Consider the following 22,840-nt stretch of genomic DNA (forward strand, 5'->3'; position numbering starts at 1 on the left):
TTAAAACAGCTGACCGCTAGCGGCGACCTGATGGCCGTTTCTAGCGGTCAGCTGTGTTAATAGACGGGTGTGCCCTGAATCCGTCCGACGTGCAGGATGCGGGGCTTCGCTGCATGTAACGGTTAGCTACCCAGCAGGTGGGCTGCTGCCTCGCGCTGGGCACGAGCGAGTTTGGCTTCTTCTTCGGTCTGGCAGTCGGTGCAGACGCCCTGGTAGAGAACGTCGGCGCTGAAGAGGGCCATACCGTGGAAATCGCTGGGGGTCAGGCAGGGGGCTGAGCCCACGGCGCAGTCGACGTCCTCAACCTTGCCGCAACGTACGCAGAAGGCGTGGTGGTGGTTGTCGCCGGTGCGGGTTTCGTACAGGGCGGGGGTTCCGGGCGGTTCGAACTTGCGGAGCAGGTCGATGTCGGTCAGGTCCGCGAGAATGACGTAAACGGACTGGACTGTAATGGCGGGGATGCGCTCGCGTACGGCTTGCACAATGGTTTCTGTGGTGGAGTGCGGGTGGTCCTGCACTGCGTGGAGTACGGCGAGTCGTTGCTTGGTGACGCGGCGTCCTCGGGCGCGTAGGCCGGTGGTCCAGGCTTCCTCGAGCTGTTCGTCGCTCATGGGGGAGGGGACTGGCAGTCCGGTGAGGTGGGCGCATCCGGGGCCGGTTGTTTGTTGTTTTGGGATGGAGGTTGTCTTAACGTCTGTGGTGTTGTGTACGTCGGTCATGGTCCCATTCTACACGTTATTATGAGGAATTCATCATTATATTATTATGAATTCATAATAAATCCTTAGGGGGACTCAGCAGCGGCTCACCATTTTCGGTCCTCTTTCCAGTCCTCGAGGAACTGGTGGTATCTCCCGTTCCTGCGACGACCGATGCCGTACAATCGGGAACGAAGGACCGCGCAATGAAGGCGCGACCGATAAACCGTCAAGGAACCACCGGGGAGGGTACGAACGTGGTCTACAACTTCACGAACCCCATCTATATCCTGCTGATGGTTCTGCTCTTTGGTGCGCCCCTTGTAACTCCCGTTCTCTACGCCCACTACCGTAGCGTCAGGTCAGGATTCGACCTGGAGGGGCAAATTATGCTGGGGTTGCTCTTCATTATCTTTCTGGGAGCCTACGGCACCATCCTCATACTGGGTATCTTTCCTACCGCAACCGCGCAGGTTCTGGAGCAGGTGCCGCTCGTGACTATCCCCGGGGCTATTCCCTAGCCGTCCTGCCCCGTTCTGACGCTCTGGGTGAATCTGCCGCTTTTGGGGATGCGCCCGGCGGGCCGCTTCCGTATTCTGAAGAGTCAAGCGCGGTCTACCGCGCTGTCTATCCGCACTTTGGAGCTCAGGAGGTTCCTCATGCATCGTCACCACAATGGCCTTAAGACCACCCTGCTTATGGGGTCTATGGTGGGCCTTATGCTGCTCATCGGCGGTCTGCTGTCGGCAGCCTTTAAATCCTCGGCTTTCATCTGGATTATGGGCCTGCTGAGCCTGGGCGGCATCGCGTACACCTATTGGAACTCCGATAAGCTGGCTTTGCGTTCGATGAATGCTTACCCGGTCACTCGTGATGAGGTGCCGGTGCTTTATGACATTGTGGAGGAGCTCTCGCGTACTGCTGGCCAGCCGATGCCCCGCCTCTACGTGGCCCCCACGATGACTCCGAATGCTTTTGCAACCGGCCGTAATCCGCAGAATGCGGCCGTGTGCTGCACCGAGGGTATTTTGCAGCTGCTGGATGAGCGCGAGATGCGCGGCGTGCTCGGCCACGAGCTCATGCACGTGTACAACCGCGATATCCTCACGTCCTCTGTGGCCGCGGGCATTGCCTCCATTATTGGCATGATTGCCCAGGTGCTTTCTTTTGGCGCGATGTTCGGCGGCTCGAACCGCGACGATAACCGAGCCAACCCCCTCGCGGCGTTTGTGATTGCCATGCTGGCCCCGATTGCCACCCAGGTGATTCAGATGGCGATTAGTCGCACCCGCGAGTATGACGCGGACGAGGATGGCGCACGCCTGACTCGCGACCCCATCGCCCTGGCCTCCGCTCTGAATAAGCTTGAGCGCGGCGTCTCTCTATACCCGATGAATCCCGACGATCGTAGCACCCAGGCTGCAAGCGCCATGATGATTGCGAACCCCTTCGGTTCCCTGCAGAATGTGATGTCGACCCATCCTCCGATGGATCAGCGCATTGCGCGTCTGCAGCAGATGGCTCGTGAAATGGGTCAGTATTAGACCGTTCCCAGTACTGGACCGTTCGGCCCGCCTGGTCTTTCCAATAAACCCGCTGAGCCGGAAGATGACTTGGCGTGACGATTGTGACCCGCGATGATGGGTCGGCAGACAAAAAATCCTCGGGGTGACTACTGTGAAAGTAGCCACCCCGAGGATTTTTGCATTTCGGCTTCTAGCCCCTCCCCTCACCCCCAGCGGACGGGGGAGTGTATGAGCTTAGCGGTAGTTGACGAACTGGAGGTCGACGTCGAGGTCGGCGGACTTGAGCATGGCGATGACGTCCTGCAGATCGTCGCGAGACTTGGAGGAAACGCGCAGCTCATCGCCCTGGATGGTTGCCTTTACGCCCTTGGGGCCCTCTTCGCGGATCATCTTGGAGATTTTCTTGGCCTGGTCCTGTGCGATACCTTCTTTGATGGAGCACTCGATGCGGGTTTCCTTGCCGGATGCGTAGGGCTTGCCGGAGTCCAGGGACTTTAGGGAGATGCCGCGCTTGACCAGCTTGGACTGGAAGACGTCCAGTACGGCCAGGGCGCGCTCTTCGGCGTTGGCTTTGATGAGGATCTTGTCGCCGGAGTAGTCGATTTCGGCGCCGACGCCGCGGAAGTCGTAGCGCTGGGAGATTTCCTTCTGTGCCTGGTGCAGGGCGTTGGATACTTCCTGCTTGTCGACCTTGGAGACAACGTCGAACGAGGATTCGCTAGCCATGGGCTTTCCTTTCGTGAATGAGGTGCTACAGGCACCGGTTAGTACTAGCCTACCGGGTTGGTGGCTCTTGTTCACAGCTAACTATCAGAAATACGGGCCTGCTTTTTGGAGAGGGTTGTAATCCTGCAAACGGGTTAAAAATATGGGGTCGGTGACTCCACCTTACTGAAAGTCACCGGCCCCATGCTGCAGCCGTGCGTCATGTTCTCGAATCTACAGGGGAACAGACGCTGCCGTAATCTTACGAACCAGATGCGGCGGCTGCCACGGCCTCGCGAACGCGAGAACCGAGCTCAGGGTGAACGCTATCCCAGTATTGGAACGCGCGTTCACGAATCTCGTCGGAACGAACAGCACCTACGTGACCGGAGATGTTGCTGATCAGGCGTTCACGTTCTTCGTCGTTCATGGTTACCTCGTAGAGGGTGCGTGCCTGCGAGAAATCATCGTCATCCGGACGCAGGGTGTAGGCGGTGCGTACCAACTCGCCATCAGACTCCCAGCTGCCTTCGCCAGCGCGCTCCGCATCCGCATGCGGACCGCCCAGGCTGTTTGGTGCGTAAGTGGGAACGGAGGGGTCGTTGAAGTTGTAGCGCATCGAACCGTCATGTGAATAGTTGTTCACCGGCGCCGCGTGGGGTGCGTTCACCGGCAGCTGCGCGAAGTTGGTGCCGATGCGGTAGCGATGCGCATCCGGGTAGGAGAAGATACGACCGAGCAGCATCTTATCGGGTGAAGCCGCGATACCGGGCACAAAGTTCGAGGGGGAGAAGGCCGCCTGCTCGATCTCGGCGAAGAAGTTCTGCGGGTTGCGATCCAGCACCATGCGGCCCACCTTGATCAGCGGGTAATCCGAGTGCGGCCAAATCTTCGTCAGATCGAAGGGGTTAATACGGTAGGTCTTCGCGTCCTCGTAGGGCATAATCTGCATGTAGAGCGTCCAGGCGGGGTAGTCGCCACGCTCGATAGCCTCGCGCAAGTCGCGGCGGTGGAAGTCAGCATCCTTGCCCGCCATTTCATCGGCCTGAGCCTGGGTGAAGAACTCGTTGCCCTGCTCGGTCTTGAAGTGGTATTTAACCCAGAAGCGCTCGCCTTCGGAGTTAATCCACTGGTAGGTGTGCGAGCCGAAGCCATCCATATGGCGCAGGGTTCGGGGCAGGCCGCGGTCGCCCATCAGCCAGGTTACCTGATGCGCCGATGCCGGATTGAGGCTCCAGAAATCCCACTGCATGTCGTTATCGCGCAGACCCGAACCGGGCATACGCTTCTGCGAGTGGATAAAGTCGGGGAACTTGATGGCATCGCGAATGAAGAAGATAGGAGTGTTATTACCTACCAAGTCGTAGTTGCCTTCGGTGGTGTAAAATTTCACCGCGAAACCGCGGGGGTCACGCCAAGTATCGGGGGAACCGGATTCGCCAGCCACGGTCGAGAAACGAACCAGTAGCTCGGTTTTAACGCCCGGCTGAAAGAGCGCCGCACGGGTGTACTGCGAAACATCTTCGGTGGTTTCAAAGTAGCCGTATGCGCCGGTTCCCTTTGCGTGCACCACACGCTCGGGCACACGCTCACGGTTGAACTGAGCGAGCTTTTCAACAGCGTAAGCATCGTGCAGAACGATGGGACCATCGGCGCCCACGGTGAGCGAATGATCATCTGAAGCTACCGGCGTGCCAGTGCTCGTGGTGGTGTAAGAACCGGGATGAATGGGGTTCTGCGGGGTCTGATACATATTTGCTTCTCCTTGTGTTTTTGGTGATGCTATGTGGTTTTCGACGAGCATTCTTCCTGTTTTAGGGTGCAACTAACGAACACCAAGGCGCTGTTTCACGCCCGGAGTAAGGTTCGTTAGTGCTGAACGCTCGCTGCGGCTTGCACCTGGCTGTTCGCCAGTTCTGCTTCTGCCTCAGTTTGACAGTCTGCGCAGACGCCTCGATACAGTACATCTGCGCTGATAATCGCCATGCCGTGGAAGTCGTTGGGAGTTAGGCAGGGCGCTGAGCCGACAGCGCAGTCTACATCCTGAACTTTTCCGCAGCGAATGCAGAATGCGTGGTGATGGTTATCGCCCGTGCGTGTCTCGTAGAGCCTCGGGGTTCCCGGGGGCTCAAACTTACGCAGCATGTCGATATTCGTCAGATCCGTGAGGATCATATACACCGACTGCACGGTAATGGTAGGAATCTCTTGCCGCACAACGGTAACTATTTCCTCGGTATTGGCATGGGGATGAGCCTGAACCGCACGTAGAACAGCAAGCCGCTGTTTCGTGACCCTGCGCCCCTTAGCGCGCAAGTTTTGCGACCAAGATTCCGTGAGAAGTCCGGTCGCGGATTCTGCTGCCAACGGTAGCACGCCGGTGTGGGAGCATCCGTGAAGAGGGTGCTCGGGTTCCGGGTGTGCGTTCGTATCTAGGGGTTCGGTCATGAACGATACTCTACCGTTAATCTGACTTTTTCACAATTACAATTACGATAAATTCATAATAAGAGCCGTGTTTGGGGTACTTTCACCATGACCTCATGCACGTCTACAACCGCGATATTCTTACAAGCTCGGTGGCAGCCGGTATCGCAACCCTGATTACGGCGGCGGCACAGATTGTTGGTTTTGGCTCCATGATGGGCGGGAACCGTGAGCGCGGCGGCGGAAACTTTTTGAGCATAATCCTGATGTCGCTTCTGACTCCCATTGCTACGGCGGTTATTCAGATGGCTATCAGCCGCACCCGCGAATACGATGCCGATGAAGACGGTGCAAAGCTCACGGGCGATCCGATTGCGCTTGCCTCCGCCCTGAATAAGTTGGAGAAGGGTGTCTCGCTCTACCCAATGGATCCCAAGAATCAGCAGGTTGTGAATACCTCGGCCTCTATGATTGCGAACCCCTTCGGTGGCCTGAAGAACCTCATGTCTACTCACCCACCGATGGACAAGCGCATCGCCCGCCTGCAGCAGATGACGCGCGATAACGGTCAGCTATAAAACCTGCGTACGTGTTTGTCTTATAGATGGAAGGCGGGGCGGTTACCAAAAAACTGGTAACCGCCCCGCCTTAATAGTGCACTGATGCCGCGTGCACAGCAGAGGTATCTAGCGATAATTCACGAACTGCAGATCAACGTCAAGATCTGCGCCTTTAAGCAGTGAAATCACGCTCTGCAGATCGTCGCGAGACTTGGAGGAAACGCGCAGTTCATCGCCCTGGATGGTTGCCTTCACGCCCTTGGGGCCCTCCTCGCGGATCATCTTGGAGATTTTCTTGGCCTGGTCCTGAGCGATACCTTCTTTGATGGAGCACTCGATACGGGTTTCCTTGCCGGATGCGTAGGGCTTACCGGAATCCAGGGACTTTAGGGAGATGCCGCGCTTGACCAGCTTGGACTGGAAGACGTCCAGTACGGCCAGGGCGCGCTCTTCGGCGTTGGCTTTGATGAGGATCTTGTCGCCGGAGTAGTCGATTTCGGCGCCGACGCCGCGGAAGTCGTAGCGCTGGGAGATTTCCTTCTGTGCCTGGTGCAGGGCGTTGGATACTTCCTGCTTGTCGACCTTGGAGACAACGTCGAACGAGGATTCGCTAGCCATGGGCTTTCCTTTCGTGAATGAGGTGCTACAGGCACCGGTTAGTACTAGCCTACCGGGTTGGTGGCTCTTGTTCACAGCTAACTATCAGAAATACGGGCCTGTTTTACAGGTGTTGCTAACTTTAAAAGAGGACAATAGAGACATGACCACTCACAATCTGTCTGCGACGGACCCGCGTACGAGCGAGGAAGCTCGCGACCTGCAAACTCTTCTTTTCATCGATTTGCATACTTCGTTGGGTGCTGAGCCCGAGGGTATTCCTGAGGCGGAGCGTCTCGATGAATCTGAGCATCACGATATTCATCTCGACTTGCATGAGGAAGATGCTGAGCCCTCTGACTTTGAGGGTATTGGTATTACCCTGACGGAGCCTTCGCTCGTGGCTCGATTCCGCGGCGTTCGTCGCGATCTGGAGCGCGAGATTTCCGGTGGCATGTGCACGGTTGAGCAGGCGCGCCGCTACCTGGAGCACCTCGAGATTGTGCTGTTGCTTGAGCAGGATGGCGATATTCCCTCCCGTTCCTTCTAGGCTTTCTAGGCTGAAGACCTCCTGAGCTGCGGGTTGTGGCGTTTGCGATGTGTGTGGGGTTCAACCCTAGACTCAGTGCAAAGTATAACCTTCGTCACAAATCTGGCTCTGAAGTGTACACGGCTCGCAAACTACTGTAGAGTAGTCTCTGTTCGCGTGAGCGAGCAACTAGCACCTAGCTAGGCGGCAGGTTACCCGAGCGGCCAAAGGGGGCTGACTGTAAATCAGCTGGCACTGCCTACGGGGGTTCGAATCCCTCACCTGCCACTAATAGCCCGGTTACGAAAGTAGCCGGGCTTTTGTGTATCTAGAATCGGTACCTAAAACTAAGAGCTCGGTAGCGAGGTGTAGCGAGGCGCATGTGCGCAGTGCTCCTTATCGAAGCTCCTGTACGGCTTTCGCTTGCCGGGTAGCGCGCCTCCACAATTGGCTCCAGTAACCTTCACCGGAGTTCCCGCGACACGCCTAAAACTCGATAGAAACTACCGCGTAAAGAGCCAACTATGACGGCTACTTGTCATATCTTTCACAATGTTTGAATCCCAGGGCGAACAATTCGCGATTGGGGTCTCGAGGGTGTAGTTTTATCTCATGGCTACTATTGAAATTACTCAGCAGAACCTGACTGCAACCGTCGAGAGCAACGACATCGTCTTCCTGGATTTCTGGGCAGATTGGTGCGGTCCCTGCAAGCAGTTCTCCCCCGTCTATGAGGCGGCTTCGGAGAAGCACAGCGACATCGTTTTCGGCAAGGTTGACACCGAAGCCCAGGGTCAGCTCGCCCAGGCTGCGGGCATTACCTCCATTCCCACCATTATGGGCTTCCGTGGCGGTATCCTGGTGTACCAGCAGGCCGGCGCACTGCGCGAGGACCAGCTCGAGACCGTGATCAGCTCGATTCGCGAGCTCGACATGGACAAGGTCCGTGCAGAGATTGCAGCGGCTGAAGGTTCTGCAGAACAGAAGTAAGCTCAACCACGCATAAGAGCTTGAACGGGGCGTACCCACCGGAATAACCGGAGGGTACGCCCCGTTGTTTGTGCCTCAGCGAGCATTCAGCGCTCGCGGTGATCCTCAATGCTCATGCGTGCGCCGAAGCGCTGCTTCCAGAAGCCCGAAGCATACATATAACGCACCACGCGTTGCCGGTGCGGGCTGTACGGGGCGAGTAAGCTAATCATCCCCGCGTCATCGGTGCGGCGGCCGCTGAGCAGTTCGCCAACCGAGTGCGCCAGGTGGTAATCGCCCACGCTGATGGCATCCGGGTGCCCATACACGCGCTGGAGAGTTTCAGCGATGCTCCACGGGCCCACCCCGCGTAGCGTGTTGAGCGCCCGGGCCAGGGCTGTGACGTCGCCGGTGCCGGCGACCCGGGCGATAGCGGGGGCGGAGCGAGCGTAGGCGCGTACCGCATCGTAGCGGCTCTTATCCACGCCCGCCCGGTGCCAATCCCAGGTAGGGACAGCCGCCAGGGTGCGGGCCGTGGGGTAGACACGCAGGCCCTCGGGCTGATGGGGTAAGCCACTCACCGGAGCAGGTTCACCGTGCCGGTACAGAATCCACCGCAGAGCCCTGAAAGCTTCGGTCTGTGTGATACGTTGCTCCACGATGGCGTTGAGTACGTGCCGGTCCAGCTGGCCCGAGGCGCTCAGCCGCAGTCCGGGGTTAGCTCGCCAGGCGGTACGGATGCGCTCGGGGAGCTCCCCGAATGTGGGAAGGGAGGCGAAGTCCTCGAGGTGGTCGTGCAGTCCCAGCCAGTAGGTCATCTCATCGGCCAGGGCTTGTACGTCGTGGCGCGCTGCCAGCTGCCGGTCGGCAGCATCGTAGGAAGTCCAGATGCGAATGCGGACGGGGTGCATCAGCAGCCGGTGTAAGGACGGAAGAGCGGCTACCACGGAATCGGGAGAGCCCGTCGAGCTTTCGGGCAGGCGGTCCACGAAGAGCACCGCAGGAAAGTTATGCTTTGGCGTGCGGGCCGTTATCCAGATGCGCTCGGCTCCAGCCTCTCGGCTGAGTGCGCGGTAGGCAGGATCGCCCGCGCCTCGGCCCAGAACGCCTAGTGTCTGCGCCAGGTGCACGGGAACCTGCGGCTCGAGGATGACCTCGCAGGACTCTGGCATGAGAGTGCCCGGTAGGGCACGTGTGTTCGCGGGGGAGAGCGCGCGAATCGTCACGCGCGGTTCAGCGCGCAACGGTCCTGGGGCGTAGGGTAGGTGCGCCGCGGCCAGCGGGTGCAGGTTTGCGCCTGGCGCTGGAGGTAGCGGCCGGGTAATCGAGGAGGGTTGCGTGCTCACAGCACCAGTCTACGCGGCCAGCTCTGGGGCTTCGAGCGGGTGGGCTCGGCGATGGAGCGTCCCGGAGTCATGCGATACCCTAGAGTGATAAGGAATGTGTACAGTGCATCACGGGCCGGGCGGTAGAACCCGATACCTGATGGGTGCACGTCCGAGGGAAGGACGCTCATGGCATCGGAAGAGACGGAAGTAGCCGCGCAGAACGCGGCCCCAACGAAGCCTCGAGCCACCGGTAGCTCGGCCTCCCGATGGGGCATCCTCGCGGGCCTTCGCGAGCGCCTCAAGCGCATTCGTTTGATTGATTTGCTCCCCGGGTTGGTGCTGGGCGTGGCCGTCATGGCGCTGTACACCTACTATTCGCTGCAGCAGATTAAGCACTGGGTGACCCCCTCGTGGGACCTTGCAATCTTCACGCAGATGGCCCAGGCGTACTCGCACTTCTCCGCGCCAATCGTGCCGATTAAGGGGCCGGGTTTTAACCTCTGGGGCGATCACTTCCACCCCATCCTGGTGCTACTGGGGCCGATTTACGGGATGTTTCCTTCGCCTACGACCCTGCTCGTTGTGCAGAACGCCCTGATTGCGGCCGCCACGAGCGCCATTGTTTTCTTGACTCAGCGTGCCTTTGCCCTGGCCCGTGCCTCCCGAACCGGTGAGGGATCTGAACCGTCCCGGCTCCAACGGTTCGTGCCGACGCTAACGGGTCTTCTGCTCGGTGCCGCCTTTGCCTTGAGCTTTGGCGTGCAGCAGGCCGTCGCCGCGCAGTTCCACGAGGTGGCCTTCGCTGTGCCCCTGCTGACCGTGAGCCTGGGATACCTGGTGTTGGCCTCGCGCGTGAGTGATGGTGAACGAAACCGATACCTCGTTCGCGCCTGCTGGTGGGCCCTGCCCATCGCCTTCGTCAAGGAGGATATGGGCGTGACCGCGGCCGTCATCGGGTTTGTGATTCTGATTCGTAGCGGCTGGCTGGGCGTTGCGTACGATATTCTGCTACCCCGCCTCACTGAGGGGGAACCGGATTCGTTCCGCGTTCGCCTGCGTTCCCTATACCACTCCTGGGCCCGCACTCGCGCGGTAGCCGAGTCGAGCATGGTGGTTGTGTGGGGCATCTTCTGGTCGGTGGTCTCAATTGTCGTGATTCTGCCCTATTTCAACAGCGGTGGAACCTTTGACTACGCCGACAAGGTGAACGTTACCGCCGCCGTTGGGGACCCTTTCGGCTCCCTGATTCAGATGATGAATAACAACACGAAGATGGCGACTTTGGGCCTGTTGCTCATCACGGGTGCGGTGCTGTGGGTCAGCTCGCCTCTTGCGATGGTGGCCTTACCGACCATCGCGTGGCGTCTGCTCTCCACGATGGAGTCCTATTGGGCCAGCACTTGGCATTACTCTCTGGTACTGATGCCGGTCGTCTTCTGTGCCCTGCTGGATACCGTGCTGCGGATGCGTTACGGTACGGTTCCGGCCCGCAAACCCGCTGAGCTCTCCGAGGCCTCCGAAGCTCCCGTGGAGCCTTCTGGGCGCCGCCGCATCCAGGTCCGCAATCTGCCCGTGTGGGTTCTGCCGACCGTGGCGCTGTTCTTGGCTGTGTCCCCGATTTTTGTGGCGGGTTCTACGCAGCCGCTCGCTTCCCTGGCGAACTCGCAGTTTACCGACTCGTCGTTGACCTCCAGCGACCAGATGAAGCTTAAGGCCGTGCAGCAGGTACCCGAGGGTGTTACCGTGGCTTCAGATTTGTCTATCTTGACGCAACTGATTCCGGGCCGCACCGTCTACTGGATTGGTCACACCGGCGAGCCGGCCCCCGAGTATGTGGTGATTGACCGTCGCAATAACTCTTGGGGTGGTAATCCTCCGGCAAATGTGGCTCAGTACGCCGCTGACCGATACGGCCACTCCTACGCCAAGCACGCGAGCGTGGGAAGCATCGATATCGTACGCCGCGTCGACTAGCGGTGTTGTGGTTAGCGTCGGCACGTTCCGCCCTGCTTCGCGTTGTCCTCTGCATGAGGTGTTCAGCACCTTTTGGGGTGTTCTGTGCTGCCCTGCGGTACACTGTATAGACACGGGAACCCCCGATGAAGGTCTTGTGCGCACCGAGCACCCCAGGTGGTGCCGCTTCGAAAAGTGCGCCGTACTCACCATCACCGATTGATACGCCCCGCTTATTGCGGCCTCGCCGCGCGCGGGCTTCTCTGAACGATCTCTGGTCAAAGCCTCCTGACGCGTCTGCTGTTACAGACTGATACGCCATGCGGGTGAGGCCCCATGCCAGGAATACGTGACGCCTTATGTGAGCACAATTGACCGTACCCCTCTCCGATGCCGCGCGCCCCGGTGCGCGTTTTCGGCGCGGTAACGTACGAGTCCCCAATTGTGTAGCGAGAAATTCAAGACCGCTCCCAGCAGTAACCCTCACGCCCTCACTGTGCCCTCTGCGCCCTGTGCGAGGGGGCGGCCGGGCGTGTGCGGTGAAACCGTCGGCTGAACATACACGCCGGATGCATGTGGCTGGGCCGTGAAGGGGACACCCGGTAAGCGCCGAAGAGCGTGCGCTATCCACCCCTACCGTATAGAGGAAAAATTGACTGAGAATACCGCTACCCCGGCTGAGTTGAACGCCGAGGCAGAGACCGTTGTGACCGCTGAGAATACCGTTGAGACCACCGCCGCAGAAGAAACCCCGGCGGAGACTACCGTAGAAACCACCGCAGACGCCCCCGCCGAAAAGGCCGAGGAAGAGGGCGTGCGCTTTACCGACCTGGGCCTGGACGCCCGCGTTCTGGCAGCTCTGGAAGAGGTCGGCTACGAGAAGCCGTCCCCCATTCAGGAGCAGACCATCCCGCTGTTGCTCGAGGGCCGCGACGTGGTCGGTCTGGCGCAGACCGGTACCGGTAAGACTGCGGCCTTCGCGCTGCCCGCCCTCTCCCGCATGGCTGAGCTCGCCGACATCAACGGCGTCTCCCGCGACACCCAGGTGCTGGTCTTGGCCCCCACCCGCGAGCTGGCCCTGCAGGTTGCTGAGGCCTTCTCCTCCTATGCAACCCACATGGAGGACTTCACCGTGCTACCGATTTACGGTGGCTCCCCGTACGGCCCGCAGCTGGCCGGCCTGCGCCGCGGTGCCCAGGTTGTCGTCGGCACCCCCGGCCGCGTGATTGACCACCTGGAGAAGGGCTCCCTGGATTTGTCCAACCTGCAGTACCTGGTGCTGGACGAGGCCGACGAAATGCTTCGCATGGGCTTCGCCGAAGACGTGGAGAAGATCCTCGAAGGTACCCCTGACAGCAAGCAGGTGGCTCTGTTCTCCGCCACCATGCCCAACTCGATTCGCAAGATCGCTCAGCAGTACCTGACCGATCCGGTCGAGATTCGAGTGAAGGCTAAGACCACCACCAGCTCTAACATCTCTCAGCGCTACATGCAGGTCATGCACTCCCACAAGCTGGACGCCATGACTCGCGTGCTCGAGGTTGAGAACTACGACGGCATCATCGTCTTCGTGCGCACCAAGAAGGAAACCGAGGAAGTTGCCGACAAGCTGAAGGCACGCGGTTTTGCGGCAGCAGCGATTAACGGTGACATCCCCCAGCAGCTGCGTGAGCGCACCGTCGACGCCCTGCGTGACGGCCGCATCGACATCCTTGTGGCAACCGACGTGGCGGCACGTGGCCTGGACGTTGAGCGTATCTCCCTCGTCGTCAACTACGACATCCCTCACGACACCGAGTCTTACGTTCACCGTATTGGTCGTACCGGCCGTGCGGGTCGCGAAGGTGCCGCAATCCTGTTTGTTACCCCGCGTGAGAAGTACATGCTGCGTCAGATTGAGAAGGCAACCCGCCAGAAGGTCGAGCCGATGCACATGCCCACCGCAGAGGCAGTGAACGAGACCCGTAAGCAGCGTTTTGCTCAGCAGATTACTGAGACCATCGAGTCTGAGGACCTGAGCTTCTTCCGCCAGATTATTGAGGACTATGAGAGCGAGCACGACACCACCGCTGAGGATATTGCAGCTGCACTGGCTGTTATCGCCCAGCAGGGTCGCCCCTTCTTCTTGGATGAGGAAGAGGACATTGCCCGTAACTCTCGCCCCTTCTCCGATGATGATTCGGACCGCGGCGGCCGTAAGGGTAAGCGTGCACACAACGACGAGGGCATGGTCAACTACAAGCTGAACGTTGGTCGTTCCTCCCGCGTGACCGCAGGCGCTATTGTGGGTGCGCTGGCTAATGAGGGTGGTATTAAGGGCTCCCAGATTGGCTCGATTGATATCCGTCAGCACTTCACCATTGTGGGTCTGCCGCAGGCTGACCTGCCCCGCGACTTCTTCGATCGTCTGCGCGACACCAAGATTGCCGGCGAGTTCATCAACATTCGTAAGGACAACGGTCCTAAGGGTGGTGGACGCGGCTTCGGCGGTGGTCGCCGCGAGGGCGGTTACCGTGACTTCGATCGTCGCGAGGGCGGCCGCAACAACCGTCGCGATGGCTATCGCGGTAACCGTGACGGCGGCCGTGACTTCGGTGGTGACCGTGACTTCAAGCGTCGTGACGATCGCGGTGCTCGCCGTGATGACCGCGGTGGCCGCGAGTACGGCAATCGCGAGTTCGGCGGCCGCAATAACCGTCGCGACGATAACCGTCGCGATGGCTACCGCGGCGGCCGCGGCAAGCGCTACTAGACAGGCGTTGTAGCCCGGGAACCGTATCCCGCGCCGCGCGGCCGGAGCGTCGCGTAGCGCGGGGATCATCCCGAGGCATCCGACCGGTGGGGGAGCGAGTTATTCGCTTCCCCACCGGTCTTTTGCGTGTCTTGAGTGTCTGCCTGCGGTGGTGCGATAGGGCCCGTAGGGGGAGCGGGCACATGAGAATTAAAATGTGGCATAAGCCATACTATTCACGCTTGCGGGCACTCCTAAAGCCATGTATAGTTTTACCTGTTGCCCCGATAGCTCAGTGGTAGAGCGCCATCTTGGTAAGATGGAGGTCCCGGGATCGATTCCCGGTCGGGGCTCTGTCATTAGCCCGTTATGCGGCGTTAATGATGTGGCGGTGTAGCTCAGCTGGTTAGAGCGCACGACTCATAATCGTGAGGTCGACGGATCGAGCCCGTCCACCGCTACGCCCCGATAGCTCAGTGGTAGAGCGCCATCTTGGTAAGATGGAGGTCCCGGGATCGATTCCCGGTCGGGGCTCAGATAAGCCTGTCTCTTCGGAGGCAGGCTTTTTTGTTTGCCCAAAACCGGCTGATTACCCAAAATTGCTTGAGGGTATTCAGCTTCAGCAGGCCGTTGGAATCTAGAGACGGTGAAGCCCTCGAGAAATACCCTTCTCGGGGGCTTCACCGTTATCGGTTCGATGCGTTCTTGGACGCACCTATGTTTGTTTGGCCCTTCTAGGAGGCGCGACGCACCACCGGCAGCTGGGAGAACAGCTCGTAGGAGCGCAGGCGGTCCTTATGCTCCCAGGCCTCGGTCATGATGATGAGCTCATCGGCGCCGGTGCGCGCCACCAGGCCCTCGATGCGTGCCTGCGCGGTCGCGGGGGAACCGACGATTGCCTCGGCGGTCATGCGGTCGATGTGCATCTTCTCCATCTCGGTCCAGATAGCGTCCATGTCCTCTACCGGGGGTGCGAAAGACGTGCGGCCGCGCACCACACCCAGGAAGTGCTGTTGCTGGGTCGTGTACAGGTAGCGGGCTCGCTCGTCGGTATCGGCGAGCATCGCGGTCACACCAACCATGACATAGGGCTCGGCCAGATGCTCGGAGGGCTTGAAGTTCGCGCGGTAGGTATCGACGGCCTCCTGCAGCATGGTGGGAGCGAAGTGCGAGGCGAAGGCGTAGGGCAGACCCAGCTGCGCGGCAAGCTGCGCACCGAAGAGAGAGGAACCCAGGATGTACATGGGGACTTTCGAACCCTGCCCCGGGATAGCGTGCACGCGGTGCATGGGGGAGGGCTCACCCAGGAAACGCTGCAGCTGCTGGACCTCGGCGGGGAAGCTCATCGCGGCTGAGTCGTCGCGGCGCAGCGCGGCTGCGGTCATGGGGTCGGTGCCCGGCGCGCGGCCTAGACCCAGGTCGATGCGGCCCGGGTGGAAGGCATTGAGGGTGCCAAACTGTTCGGCCACCACGTAGGGGGCGTGGTTGGGTAGCATGATGCCGCCCGAGCCCACGCGGATGCGCTCGGTCGCGGCGGCAACCTCGGCCATGACCACGACGGTTGCGGAGGAGAGTAAGGAGCCGGCGTTGTGGTGCTCGGCCACCCAGAAACGCTCGTACCCGAAGGATTCGGCCGCGCGCGCCGCATCGATGGTGTTGAGCATCGTCTGGTGCTGGCTTTGGTCGGAGCGGTGCGGCATCAGGTCGAGGACTGAAATTTTTACGCTGGACGCCATGGTTCTTCTTTCTGTGTAAAGTATGGGACCTGTTTAGCCTACGCCTGCCGGGGCTGGAGGTGCATGGGTTCGCCGCACCCCTTCGCTAGAAGGTAAACAATGCTAAGAAATACTGCGCGCGTACTTTCTGCGCGTGTGTGCCGCCCAGATTCATTCTGTGCGTCCACTCTGCGTGCCCGGGCTGAACGCTGTGCATGGGGCCGGTAGACTGAAAGCATGAGCATTAACCCTGAGATTGTGGGCAGGGTCTATTCCGCCGAGGGCACCTACGCTGTCGGTCGAGAGAAGATCCGCGAGTTTGCCCGAGCAGTTCACGCTAAGCACCCCTTCCACTACGATGTCGAGTCCGCCCGCGCGGCCGGCTACGCAGACGTCATCGCCCCGCCGACTTTCGCCATCATCCTGGCGCAGGCTGCCGACGCGGCGCTCATCAACGACGAGTCCGCCGGTATCGATTTCTCGCGTGTCGTGCACGCCGACCAGCGCTTCACCCATCACCGCCCCATCGTGGCCGGTGACGAGCTGCACACCGAGGTTCACGTCGACTCCCTGCGCGTCATGGGCGCCGGAGCGATGCTGACCACCCGCGAGGAGATTACGGACGCCGCGGGTGAGCCCGTGGCCACCTGCATCTCGTCCCTGCTGGTCCGTGCCGAGGAGGAGAACTAATGGTGCGTTTCGAAAATCTTGAAAAGGGCCAGGAGATCGGTTCGCGTACCGTGGAGCTCTCCCGTGCGTCGCTGGTGCGTTACGCTGGCGCCTCCGGTGACTTCAACCCGATTCACTGGAATGAGCGTTTTGCCCAGTCGGTGGGGCTGTCCGGCGTGATTGCTCACGGCATGCTGACCATGGGCACCGCCGTGCAGCTCGTGAGCGACTGGGTGGGCGACCCCGGTGCGATTGTGGACTACCAGACTCGCTTTACCAAGCCTGTTCCCGTGGCGGATGCTCCCGGCGGCGAAAACCCTAACACCCCCACGAACACCCTGACTATTAGCGGTAAGGTGGGTGCCTTGAACGAGGAGGAGCGCACCGCCCGCATTGACCTGACCGTCACCGCTCGTGATGAGGAAGGCAAGGAGCAGAAGGTGCTGATGAAGAGCCAGGCTGTGGTTCGTCTCTCGGCATAGGGCTATTCGCGCTCGCAATAGTTTCCCTGAAGGCCCCGGCGCTACCCGATGCGGTGGTGTCGGGGTCTTTGCACGCTCGGCGGCTGGGGCGCGGAGTCGCCTTGCATGGGGAGATGCGGCAGAAATGAAGGCAAAATCACCATAAGGTTTATGTGACTTTAACGTGTGGCGGGTCTTGAGCCCGCACAATGCCCGCTATCCTTAACCTATGACTGAAAAGCTGTTGAGCGAACTGACCACCGCCCAGGTAGGCGGCCCCGCCAAGACCTACGTCCGTGCCACCTCCGAGGCAGAAATTATCGAAGCAGTCTCTGCCGCAGACGCCGCCGGCGACCCCGTCCTGATTGTCGGCGGAGGCTCCAACCTGCTGGTTTCCGATGAAGGCTTCAACGGAACCGTTGTGCACATCGCCTCCGAAGGCGTAGAGGTTCTGCCCATCCCCGCCTGTGGCGGTGCGAACGTGCGCGTGCAGGCTGGCACCATCTGGGACGACTTCGTGAAGCTCAGCATCGAGAATGAATGGGTTGGCCCCGCGGCTCTCTCCGGCATTCCCGGCACCGTGGGCGCAACCCCCGTGCAGAATGTCGGAGCATACGGCGTGGAGGTGGGCGAGTTTATCGCCTCCGTACGCACCTGGGACCGCGAAAAGAACACTCGGAAGACCTTCGCGAGCGCAGACCTGCGCTTCGGCTATCGCGACTCGGTGCTCAAGCGCGCAACCGTCAACGGCTCGCCCCGTTACGTGGTGCTGACCGTCGATTTCCAGTTCACTCTGGGTAGCCTCTCCTCCCCGATTAAGTATGCCGAGCTGGCTAAGAGCCTGGGCGTGGAGCCCGGTCAACGCGCCGACTCCGCGCTGGTGCGCCAGAAGGTCCTGGAATTGCGTGGCTCCAAGGGCATGGTGCTCAACCCTGAGGACCGTGACACCTTCTCGACCGGTTCGTTCTTCACCAACCCGATTGTGCCCCGCTCGACCCTGGAATCTCTGCCCGAAGGCGCCCCGAACTTCCCGGTCATGACTAAGGTCAACCCCTTCGGCCCCGGCACTGAGGATTCGGACCGCGTGAAGCTCTCGGCGGCCTGGCTGATTCAGCATGCGGGCTTCGACAAGGGCTTCGGTCTGGAGGGCGAGTCCCGCGAGATTGCTCAGGGCCGCGCAAGCCTGTCGACCAAGCACACCCTGGCAATTACGAACCGTGGCGGCGCCTCCGCCGAGGACATCTTCGCGATTGCTCGCGCTGTGCGTGACGGCGTGCGTGAGCGTTTTGGCGTGACCCTGGTGCCCGAGCCCGTCGTGGTCAACGGCGAAATCTAGAGCCATATTATATTGGCGATGCCCCGGCTCCGCTTCGTGTGAAGCGGAACCGGGGCATCGTGCGTTTACGGGGGAACGTTCATGGCGCCCGGAGCGGGCTCGGCCGGAAGCGACCGTGCCGGATGCAATCTAGTGAGGGTCGGCCGAGGGAGACTCGCCGGGGGTCGGTAGGCTCTGGCTCCGCGGAGGGGCTTCGTGGTCGGTAGCGGCGGGAGCTTCGGGCAGGTGCCGCACGAGTGCCTGCACGGCAGAGGGCACTAGCTCGCGGGGGCAGGGGGCGTGGAAGATTGGCTTGTGCCGCACGGGACGGTAGGGGAAGTATTCGGCGTCCTTGCGGGTGGACCAGACGATGTTGCCGAACTCATTCGGTGCGGGCGAGAGCACGTTGGCGTAGTAGGCGCGGGCCTCGCCGCCCGCGGATTCGTCCTGCTCAATGATGAGCGCGCGCACCATGCCGGCGGGAGTCTCCCAGCCCGTCTCGGCCCCGTCCGGGCGTGCGGAGGCGTTCAGATGTACAGCCTGCAGCCTGTCCTCGCGTTTGTCCGCGCGGGCCTCGCCGGGGGCCAGGGCCGTTGCCTGCACCGTGAGAGATGCGCAGAGGCCTTCGCAGAGGGCACGAATGAGCGCCATGCGGGCTGGGTAGGTGTCTGCGATGTCCCAGCCGAGCAGAGGGGGAGCGGAAGAAATCGCGGGGGAAGGATCCCCCTCTTCGGGCCGGGCCTCCTCACGCCGAGGCGTTCCGGGCGCATCCAGCGGCAGGTAGCCGCGGGCAATCAACCCGCGCTCCACGGCGCGACCGTCGCGCTGCTCCCAGAAGCTACGCGACGATACGCTGAAGAGAAGTTGCGCATCGCGCACCTGTACGGTGAGCACGAAGTCCTGCGGGTAGGAGTTCTTGTACCGGGGCCTCAACGCAATCGGCTTATCGGCGGGCCCGAAGTTTTCGGGCCAGTTCAGGTAGTAGCTCATGGCAGCCCCGTCGCCGCGATGCACAGTGAGCTCGCCGGGGAGCAGCTGGGCCTCGGGCGTTCCCGCGTGGCGGGTGGCTGCGTAGCGCTCGCTCACGGGCCAGGGCGTGAACTCTGTCCGGTAGGCGGTGGGTACAAAAGAATCAAGCATGGCGGACCCCTCACAGACGTATTCTAGGTCTTCAACCATTATGGCCCACAAGAACGCCGTGCCCTCCTGGCAAGTTGCGGGAGGGCACGGCGTGCGGGTTTACGGCGAATCGCGTTAGAGCGACTGGCCGCGGCGTTCAGGCAGGAAGAACACCGTGGTTGCGGCGGTCAGGAAGGCTAGCGCGAAGAGCGTGAACAGCAACGGGGTGCCGCCAAAGGCCACGAGCGGGGGCACGATGAGCGGTGCCGCGATGGAAGCTAGGCGTCCAATGCCGGCGGCCGCACCGGTGCCGGTGCCGCGCAGGTGAGTCGGGAAGACTTCCGGGCTCAGGGCGTAGAGTGCACCCCAGGCACCTAGGTTGAAGAAGGAGAGCAGGCAACCGGCGATGATGATGAATACGTCGGAGTGTGCTAGACCGTATCCTGCGGCAGCCAGTGCGGATCCAATCAGGAAGGCAGCCAGGGTGGCGCGGCGGCCCCACTTCTCAATCAGGTAGGCGGCTGCAGCGTAACCGGGTAGCTGCGCGAGGGTCATGATGAGCGTGAACGCGAAGGACTTGACCAGGCTGAAGCCCTGGGCGCTCAGCAGCGCCGGAATCCAGATAAAGGCGCCGTAGTAGGAGAGGTTAATGCAGAACCAGATGATGCACAGGGAGATGGTCTTGCGACGCTGACCCGTTGCCCAAATCGAGTGGACCTTAGCGGAGCCGGTGCTCTCCTCTGCGCCGTGCGCGGTGGCGTCCTCAGCCTTCACCGGCTGATTCTTGGATTGAGAGAAGAAGGCGGGGGATGCCTCAAAGCGCTCGACGATGCCGCGTGCCTGATCATGCTTGCCGACGGACTCCAGGAATCGTACGGACTCGGGGGCTCCGATGCGGATCACCAGCGAATAGATGGCGGGAATCAGGCCGATGGCCAGGGCCCAGCGCCAACCATTGGCTTGGGGAACGACGAACGTGCCGATAACTGCGGCCAGAATCCAGCCGACGGCCCAGAATGCTTCAAGAGCGACCACGACGCGGCCGCGGATGGAACGAGGTGAGAACTCGGAGATGAGTGTGGATGCCACGGGCAGCTCGGCGCCCAGACCCAGGCCAACCAGGAAACGGAAGACCAGTAGCAGTCCCAGTGAGGTGGACAGCGCGGAGGCGCCGGTCGCCAGACCGTAAATCAGCAGGGTGAGGGAGAAAATGTAGCGGCGGCCGAGCTTATCGGCGAGCAGGCCGCCGAAGGTTGCGCCGAGCGCCATGCCCACAAAACCGACGGAACCAAGCCAGGATGCTTCGGCGGGGCTGAGGTGCCATTCTTTGATGAGTGCGGCCATGACGAAGGAGATGAGGCCAACGTCCATGGCGTCTAGGGCCCAGCCGAGCCCCGAGATGCCCAGGAGCTTGCCGTGGGCGCGGGTGAAAGGAAGATTTTCGAGGCGTTCGTTGAGGGTGGGGGCGGTGTTGTGTTCCGGGTTGGACGCAGCGGCGCGGGTGCGGGGCGAGTCCGTTGATTCGGGGCGGGAGGAGGACACGGTGGTGGGTCGCTTCCTTAGTGTTTAGGCGTAATGCCGGGTGAATTGTTTCCTTTACAGTGTATAAAGGTATTTTCGACTTTAACACTATAGAAACGAAAAAAATTGAAGATAACAAAAAATCTCAAAGGTTAAGAAATCCTTCACAGCCCCCACCCAGCGACAGATGATATTCTCTAACCAGCCCGCCGCTTGGCGATACTCACCGCCCAACCCGTTTGGAAGGACCACCCCTGAAAACCCTCGAAGACGAAGTCAAGGAAAGCGAAACCAGCCGCTTTCACCGCTGGCTCGAAGCCCGCAAGGAACGCATGAACGCACATCCGGTCCTGCGGCACCTCTACAAGCCCCTCGTGATTGGTGTGGGTGCCTTCTGCTTTATTGCCGGCCTGATTATGCTCGTCACCCCCGGCCCCGGCTGGCTCTTCATCTTCATCGGCCTGGGCATCTGGGGCACCGAATTTACCTGGGCCCGCCGCGCCAACCGATTCATGAAGCACGTGGTGCTCACCGCCTGGTATCGCTACCGCGCCTGGCGCCAGCAACGTAAGGAACGCAAAGCCGCACGCTAGGCGGCTCAAACTCAATAGCGCTAATACCGGCTCCCACTCGCCGGCCTGATGTACATGGCAAAAGCCCTCGCTCCCATCCACACGGGATGGAAAGCGAGGGCTTTCGTATGTTCTAGTCAGCGAGCTTTAGAGCTTGCCCACGGCAATCTGCAGCATACGGCGAATCGGCTCGGCAGCACCCCACAGCAGCTGGTCACCCACGGTGAACGCGCTAATGTACTCAGGGCCCATCGCGAGCTTACGCACGCGGCCAACCGGGATCTCCAGGGAGCCGGACGCAGCCACCGGGGTCAGCTGCTCCATCGAAGCCTCACGCTCGTTCGGCACGAAGCGAACCCAGGGGTTATCCTCTGCGATGATGCGCTCAATCTCCTCCAGCGGCAGGTCCTTCTTGAGCTTGATGGTCAGTGCCTGAGAGTGCGAGCGCATCGCGGCGATACGGACGCACAGGCCGTCCATGGTTACCTTATCGTCGGCGGAACGGCCCAAAATCTTATTGGTCTCAACCTCGGCCTTCCACTCCTCACGAGACTGGCCGTTACCCAGGTCAGAATCAATCCAGGGAATCAGGGAGCCGGAGAGCGGCACACCGAACTGGGTAGAATCCAGCTCACCGGAGCGCTGCTTGGCCAGAACCTTGCGGTCAATGTCCAAGATTGCGGATGCAGGGTCGTCCAGCTCGGCGGACACCTCATTGCCCAGGTCCCGGAACTGTGCGAGCACTTCGCGCATGTGGCGGGCGCCGCCGCCGGAAGCAGCCTGGTAGGTCATGGAGGTTGCCCACTCGACCAGGTCGTTCTTGAAGAGGCCGCCCAAGCCCATCAGCAGGCAGGAGACGGTGCAGTTGCCGCCAATGTAGTCCTTAATGCCGGAAGCCAGACCGCGGTCGATGACGTCGCGGTTAATGGGGTCCAGCACGATGATGGAGTCATCGTTCATGCGCAAGGTGGAGGCGGCGTCAATCCACAGGCCGTCCCAGCCGGCTGCGCGCAACTTCGGGTGCACAGCCTCGGTGTAGCCACCGCCCTGAGCGGTCACAATAATCGAGTGCTTACGCAACTCGTCGATGTCGTATGCGTCCTTCAGTTCGGACGGCTCAAGAACACCGTCGAAGGTGGGCGCAGCGCCACCAACATTAGAGGTGGTGAAGAAGACGGGGGTAATGCCCTCGAAGTCGCCTTCCTCAACCATGCGCTTCATGAGGACGGAGCCCACCATGCCGCGCCAGCCAACAAAACCTACAGAGTCACCGGGATTAAAGTTCATGGTTCCCAGTGTACTCTCAGGATGAATGTTCCGGGATAACACCGTACAAAAAATCTGGTATTCGGAACAGACCACGTTGCGGAAGGCGCGGAGCTTATTTCGGAGCTTATCCCGGGGCGGGTTAAACGCTCAAACCCGCGGCACTTCGGGTGGAGTAT

General features: G+C 60.7%; 20 protein-coding genes, 4 tRNA genes and 1 pseudogene. 15 read left to right on the top strand and 10 right to left on the bottom strand.

The window, feature by feature from the left end; genetic code table 11:
* Positions 1-122: 122 nt before the first annotated feature.
* A complete protein-coding gene (locus tag JX292_RS01300) occupies positions 123-719 on the bottom strand; it encodes a Fur family transcriptional regulator (protein ID WP_204860566.1) in 597 nt (198 codons plus the stop codon).
* Positions 720-904: 185 nt separating this feature from the next.
* Here JX292_RS01300 and JX292_RS01305 point away from each other — a divergent pair, with 185 nt between their 5' ends.
* Complete coding sequence (locus JX292_RS01305; protein ID WP_239653563.1) at positions 905-1,219, top strand: hypothetical protein; 315 nt, start codon at positions 905-907, stop codon at positions 1,217-1,219.
* 138 nt (positions 1,220-1,357) lie between these two features.
* On the top strand, positions 1,358-2,242 hold the full coding sequence (gene htpX, locus JX292_RS01310; protein ID WP_204860567.1) for a zinc metalloprotease HtpX: 885 nt from the start codon (positions 1,358-1,360) through the stop codon (positions 2,240-2,242).
* Between the two features lie 216 nt (positions 2,243-2,458).
* On the opposite strand, the gene JX292_RS01315 is transcribed toward htpX, so the two are convergent.
* The 3 genes from JX292_RS01315 to JX292_RS01325 form a co-directional block, all read right to left on the bottom strand.
* Positions 2,459-2,950 (bottom strand): YajQ family cyclic di-GMP-binding protein, encoded by a 492-nt coding sequence (locus JX292_RS01315; protein WP_204860568.1) that lies wholly within the window; start codon positions 2,948-2,950, stop codon positions 2,459-2,461.
* A gap of 241 nt (positions 2,951-3,191) precedes the next feature.
* A complete protein-coding gene (locus JX292_RS01320) occupies positions 3,192-4,682 on the bottom strand; it encodes a catalase (protein ID WP_204860570.1) in 1,491 nt (496 codons plus the stop codon).
* Between the two features lie 116 nt (positions 4,683-4,798).
* Entirely contained in the window at positions 4,799-5,377 is a 579-nt protein-coding gene (locus tag JX292_RS01325; RefSeq protein WP_275586139.1) for a Fur family transcriptional regulator, read from the bottom strand.
* Positions 5,378-5,451: 74 nt separating this feature from the next.
* On the opposite strand from JX292_RS01325, the pseudogene JX292_RS01330 reads away from it, so the two are divergent.
* Positions 5,452-5,934, top strand: a pseudogene (locus JX292_RS01330) (M48 family metalloprotease); the annotation flags it as partial.
* 108 nt (positions 5,935-6,042) lie between these two features.
* Here the strand turns inward: JX292_RS01330 and JX292_RS01335 are convergent.
* Positions 6,043-6,534 carry a YajQ family cyclic di-GMP-binding protein gene (locus JX292_RS01335; RefSeq protein ID WP_204860572.1) on the bottom strand — a complete coding sequence of 164 codons (492 nt, stop codon included), beginning with the start codon at positions 6,532-6,534 and terminating at the stop codon, positions 6,043-6,045.
* Between the two features lie 142 nt (positions 6,535-6,676).
* On the opposite strand from JX292_RS01335, the gene JX292_RS01340 reads away from it, so the two are divergent.
* The 3 genes from JX292_RS01340 (at position 6,677) to JX292_RS01350 (ending at position 8,032) form a co-directional block, all read left to right on the top strand.
* Positions 6,677-7,063: a hypothetical protein gene (locus tag JX292_RS01340; RefSeq protein WP_204860573.1), complete on the top strand. Its 387-nt coding sequence runs from the start codon at positions 6,677-6,679 to the stop codon at positions 7,061-7,063.
* 185 nt (positions 7,064-7,248) lie between these two features.
* A tRNA-Tyr gene (locus JX292_RS01345) sits at positions 7,249-7,330 on the top strand.
* A gap of 324 nt (positions 7,331-7,654) precedes the next feature.
* Entirely contained in the window at positions 7,655-8,032 is a 378-nt protein-coding gene (locus JX292_RS01350) for a thioredoxin family protein (RefSeq protein ID WP_204860574.1), read from the top strand.
* Positions 8,033-8,118: 86 nt separating this feature from the next.
* On the opposite strand, the gene JX292_RS01355 is transcribed toward JX292_RS01350, so the two are convergent.
* The gene (locus tag JX292_RS01355) at positions 8,119-9,357 is read right to left on the bottom strand and encodes a DNA-3-methyladenine glycosylase family protein (protein ID WP_239653564.1); all 1,239 of its coding nucleotides are present in this window, start codon (positions 9,355-9,357) and stop codon (positions 8,119-8,121) included.
* A gap of 168 nt (positions 9,358-9,525) precedes the next feature.
* Here JX292_RS01355 and JX292_RS01360 point away from each other — a divergent pair, with 168 nt between their 5' ends.
* The 5 genes from JX292_RS01360 (at position 9,526) to JX292_RS01380 (ending at position 14,557) form a co-directional block, all read left to right on the top strand.
* Positions 9,526-11,313, top strand: coding sequence for a DUF2079 domain-containing protein (locus JX292_RS01360; RefSeq protein ID WP_204860576.1), 1,788 nt, complete (start codon positions 9,526-9,528; stop codon positions 11,311-11,313).
* A 631-nt stretch (positions 11,314-11,944) separates the two neighbouring features.
* Positions 11,945-14,044, top strand: a complete 2,100-nt coding sequence (locus JX292_RS01365) for a DEAD/DEAH box helicase (protein WP_275586140.1) — start codon at positions 11,945-11,947, stop codon at positions 14,042-14,044.
* A gap of 260 nt (positions 14,045-14,304) precedes the next feature.
* A tRNA-Thr gene (locus JX292_RS01370) sits at positions 14,305-14,376 on the top strand.
* A gap of 34 nt (positions 14,377-14,410) precedes the next feature.
* Positions 14,411-14,484: transfer RNA gene (locus tag JX292_RS01375), tRNA-Met, on the top strand.
* Position 14,485: 1 nt separating this feature from the next.
* A tRNA-Thr gene (locus JX292_RS01380) sits at positions 14,486-14,557 on the top strand.
* 200 nt (positions 14,558-14,757) lie between these two features.
* On the opposite strand, the gene JX292_RS01385 is transcribed toward JX292_RS01380, so the two are convergent.
* A complete protein-coding gene (locus JX292_RS01385) occupies positions 14,758-15,759 on the bottom strand; it encodes an LLM class flavin-dependent oxidoreductase (protein WP_204860578.1) in 1,002 nt (333 codons plus the stop codon).
* A 216-nt stretch (positions 15,760-15,975) separates the two neighbouring features.
* On the opposite strand from JX292_RS01385, the gene JX292_RS01390 reads away from it, so the two are divergent.
* The 3 genes from JX292_RS01390 to JX292_RS01400 all read left to right on the top strand — a co-directional run bounded on the left by JX292_RS01390 (position 15,976) and on the right by JX292_RS01400 (position 18,204).
* Positions 15,976-16,428 carry a MaoC family dehydratase N-terminal domain-containing protein gene (locus JX292_RS01390; RefSeq protein WP_204860580.1) on the top strand — a complete coding sequence of 151 codons (453 nt, stop codon included), beginning with the start codon at positions 15,976-15,978 and terminating at the stop codon, positions 16,426-16,428.
* On the top strand, positions 16,428-16,889 hold the full coding sequence (locus JX292_RS01395) for a MaoC family dehydratase (RefSeq protein WP_204860582.1): 462 nt from the start codon (positions 16,428-16,430) through the stop codon (positions 16,887-16,889). Before JX292_RS01390 ends, JX292_RS01395 begins: the two co-directional genes overlap by 1 nt.
* 208 nt (positions 16,890-17,097) lie before the next feature.
* Positions 17,098-18,204, top strand: coding sequence for a UDP-N-acetylmuramate dehydrogenase (locus JX292_RS01400; protein ID WP_204860584.1), 1,107 nt, complete (start codon positions 17,098-17,100; stop codon positions 18,202-18,204).
* A gap of 129 nt (positions 18,205-18,333) precedes the next feature.
* Here JX292_RS01400 and JX292_RS01405 read toward each other — a convergent pair whose 3' ends face one another.
* Entirely contained in the window at positions 18,334-19,323 is a 990-nt protein-coding gene (locus tag JX292_RS01405) for a histidine kinase (protein ID WP_204860586.1), read from the bottom strand.
* A gap of 114 nt (positions 19,324-19,437) precedes the next feature.
* Positions 19,438-20,844, bottom strand: coding sequence for an MFS transporter (locus JX292_RS01410; RefSeq protein ID WP_204860588.1), 1,407 nt, complete (start codon positions 20,842-20,844; stop codon positions 19,438-19,440).
* A gap of 311 nt (positions 20,845-21,155) precedes the next feature.
* Here JX292_RS01410 and JX292_RS01415 point away from each other — a divergent pair, with 311 nt between their 5' ends.
* Positions 21,156-21,416, top strand: a complete 261-nt coding sequence (locus JX292_RS01415; RefSeq protein WP_239653565.1) for a PGPGW domain-containing protein — start codon at positions 21,156-21,158, stop codon at positions 21,414-21,416.
* 126 nt (positions 21,417-21,542) lie between these two features.
* Here the strand turns inward: JX292_RS01415 and asd are convergent, their stop codons facing one another.
* Positions 21,543-22,682: an aspartate-semialdehyde dehydrogenase gene (asd, locus tag JX292_RS01420; protein ID WP_204860590.1), complete on the bottom strand. Its 1,140-nt coding sequence runs from the start codon at positions 22,680-22,682 to the stop codon at positions 21,543-21,545.
* Positions 22,683-22,840 lie beyond the last annotated feature (158 nt).

The sequence above is a fragment of the Rothia mucilaginosa genome (assembly GCF_901875305.1).
In the GTDB taxonomy this organism is placed as follows: domain Bacteria; phylum Actinomycetota; class Actinomycetes; order Actinomycetales; family Micrococcaceae; genus Rothia.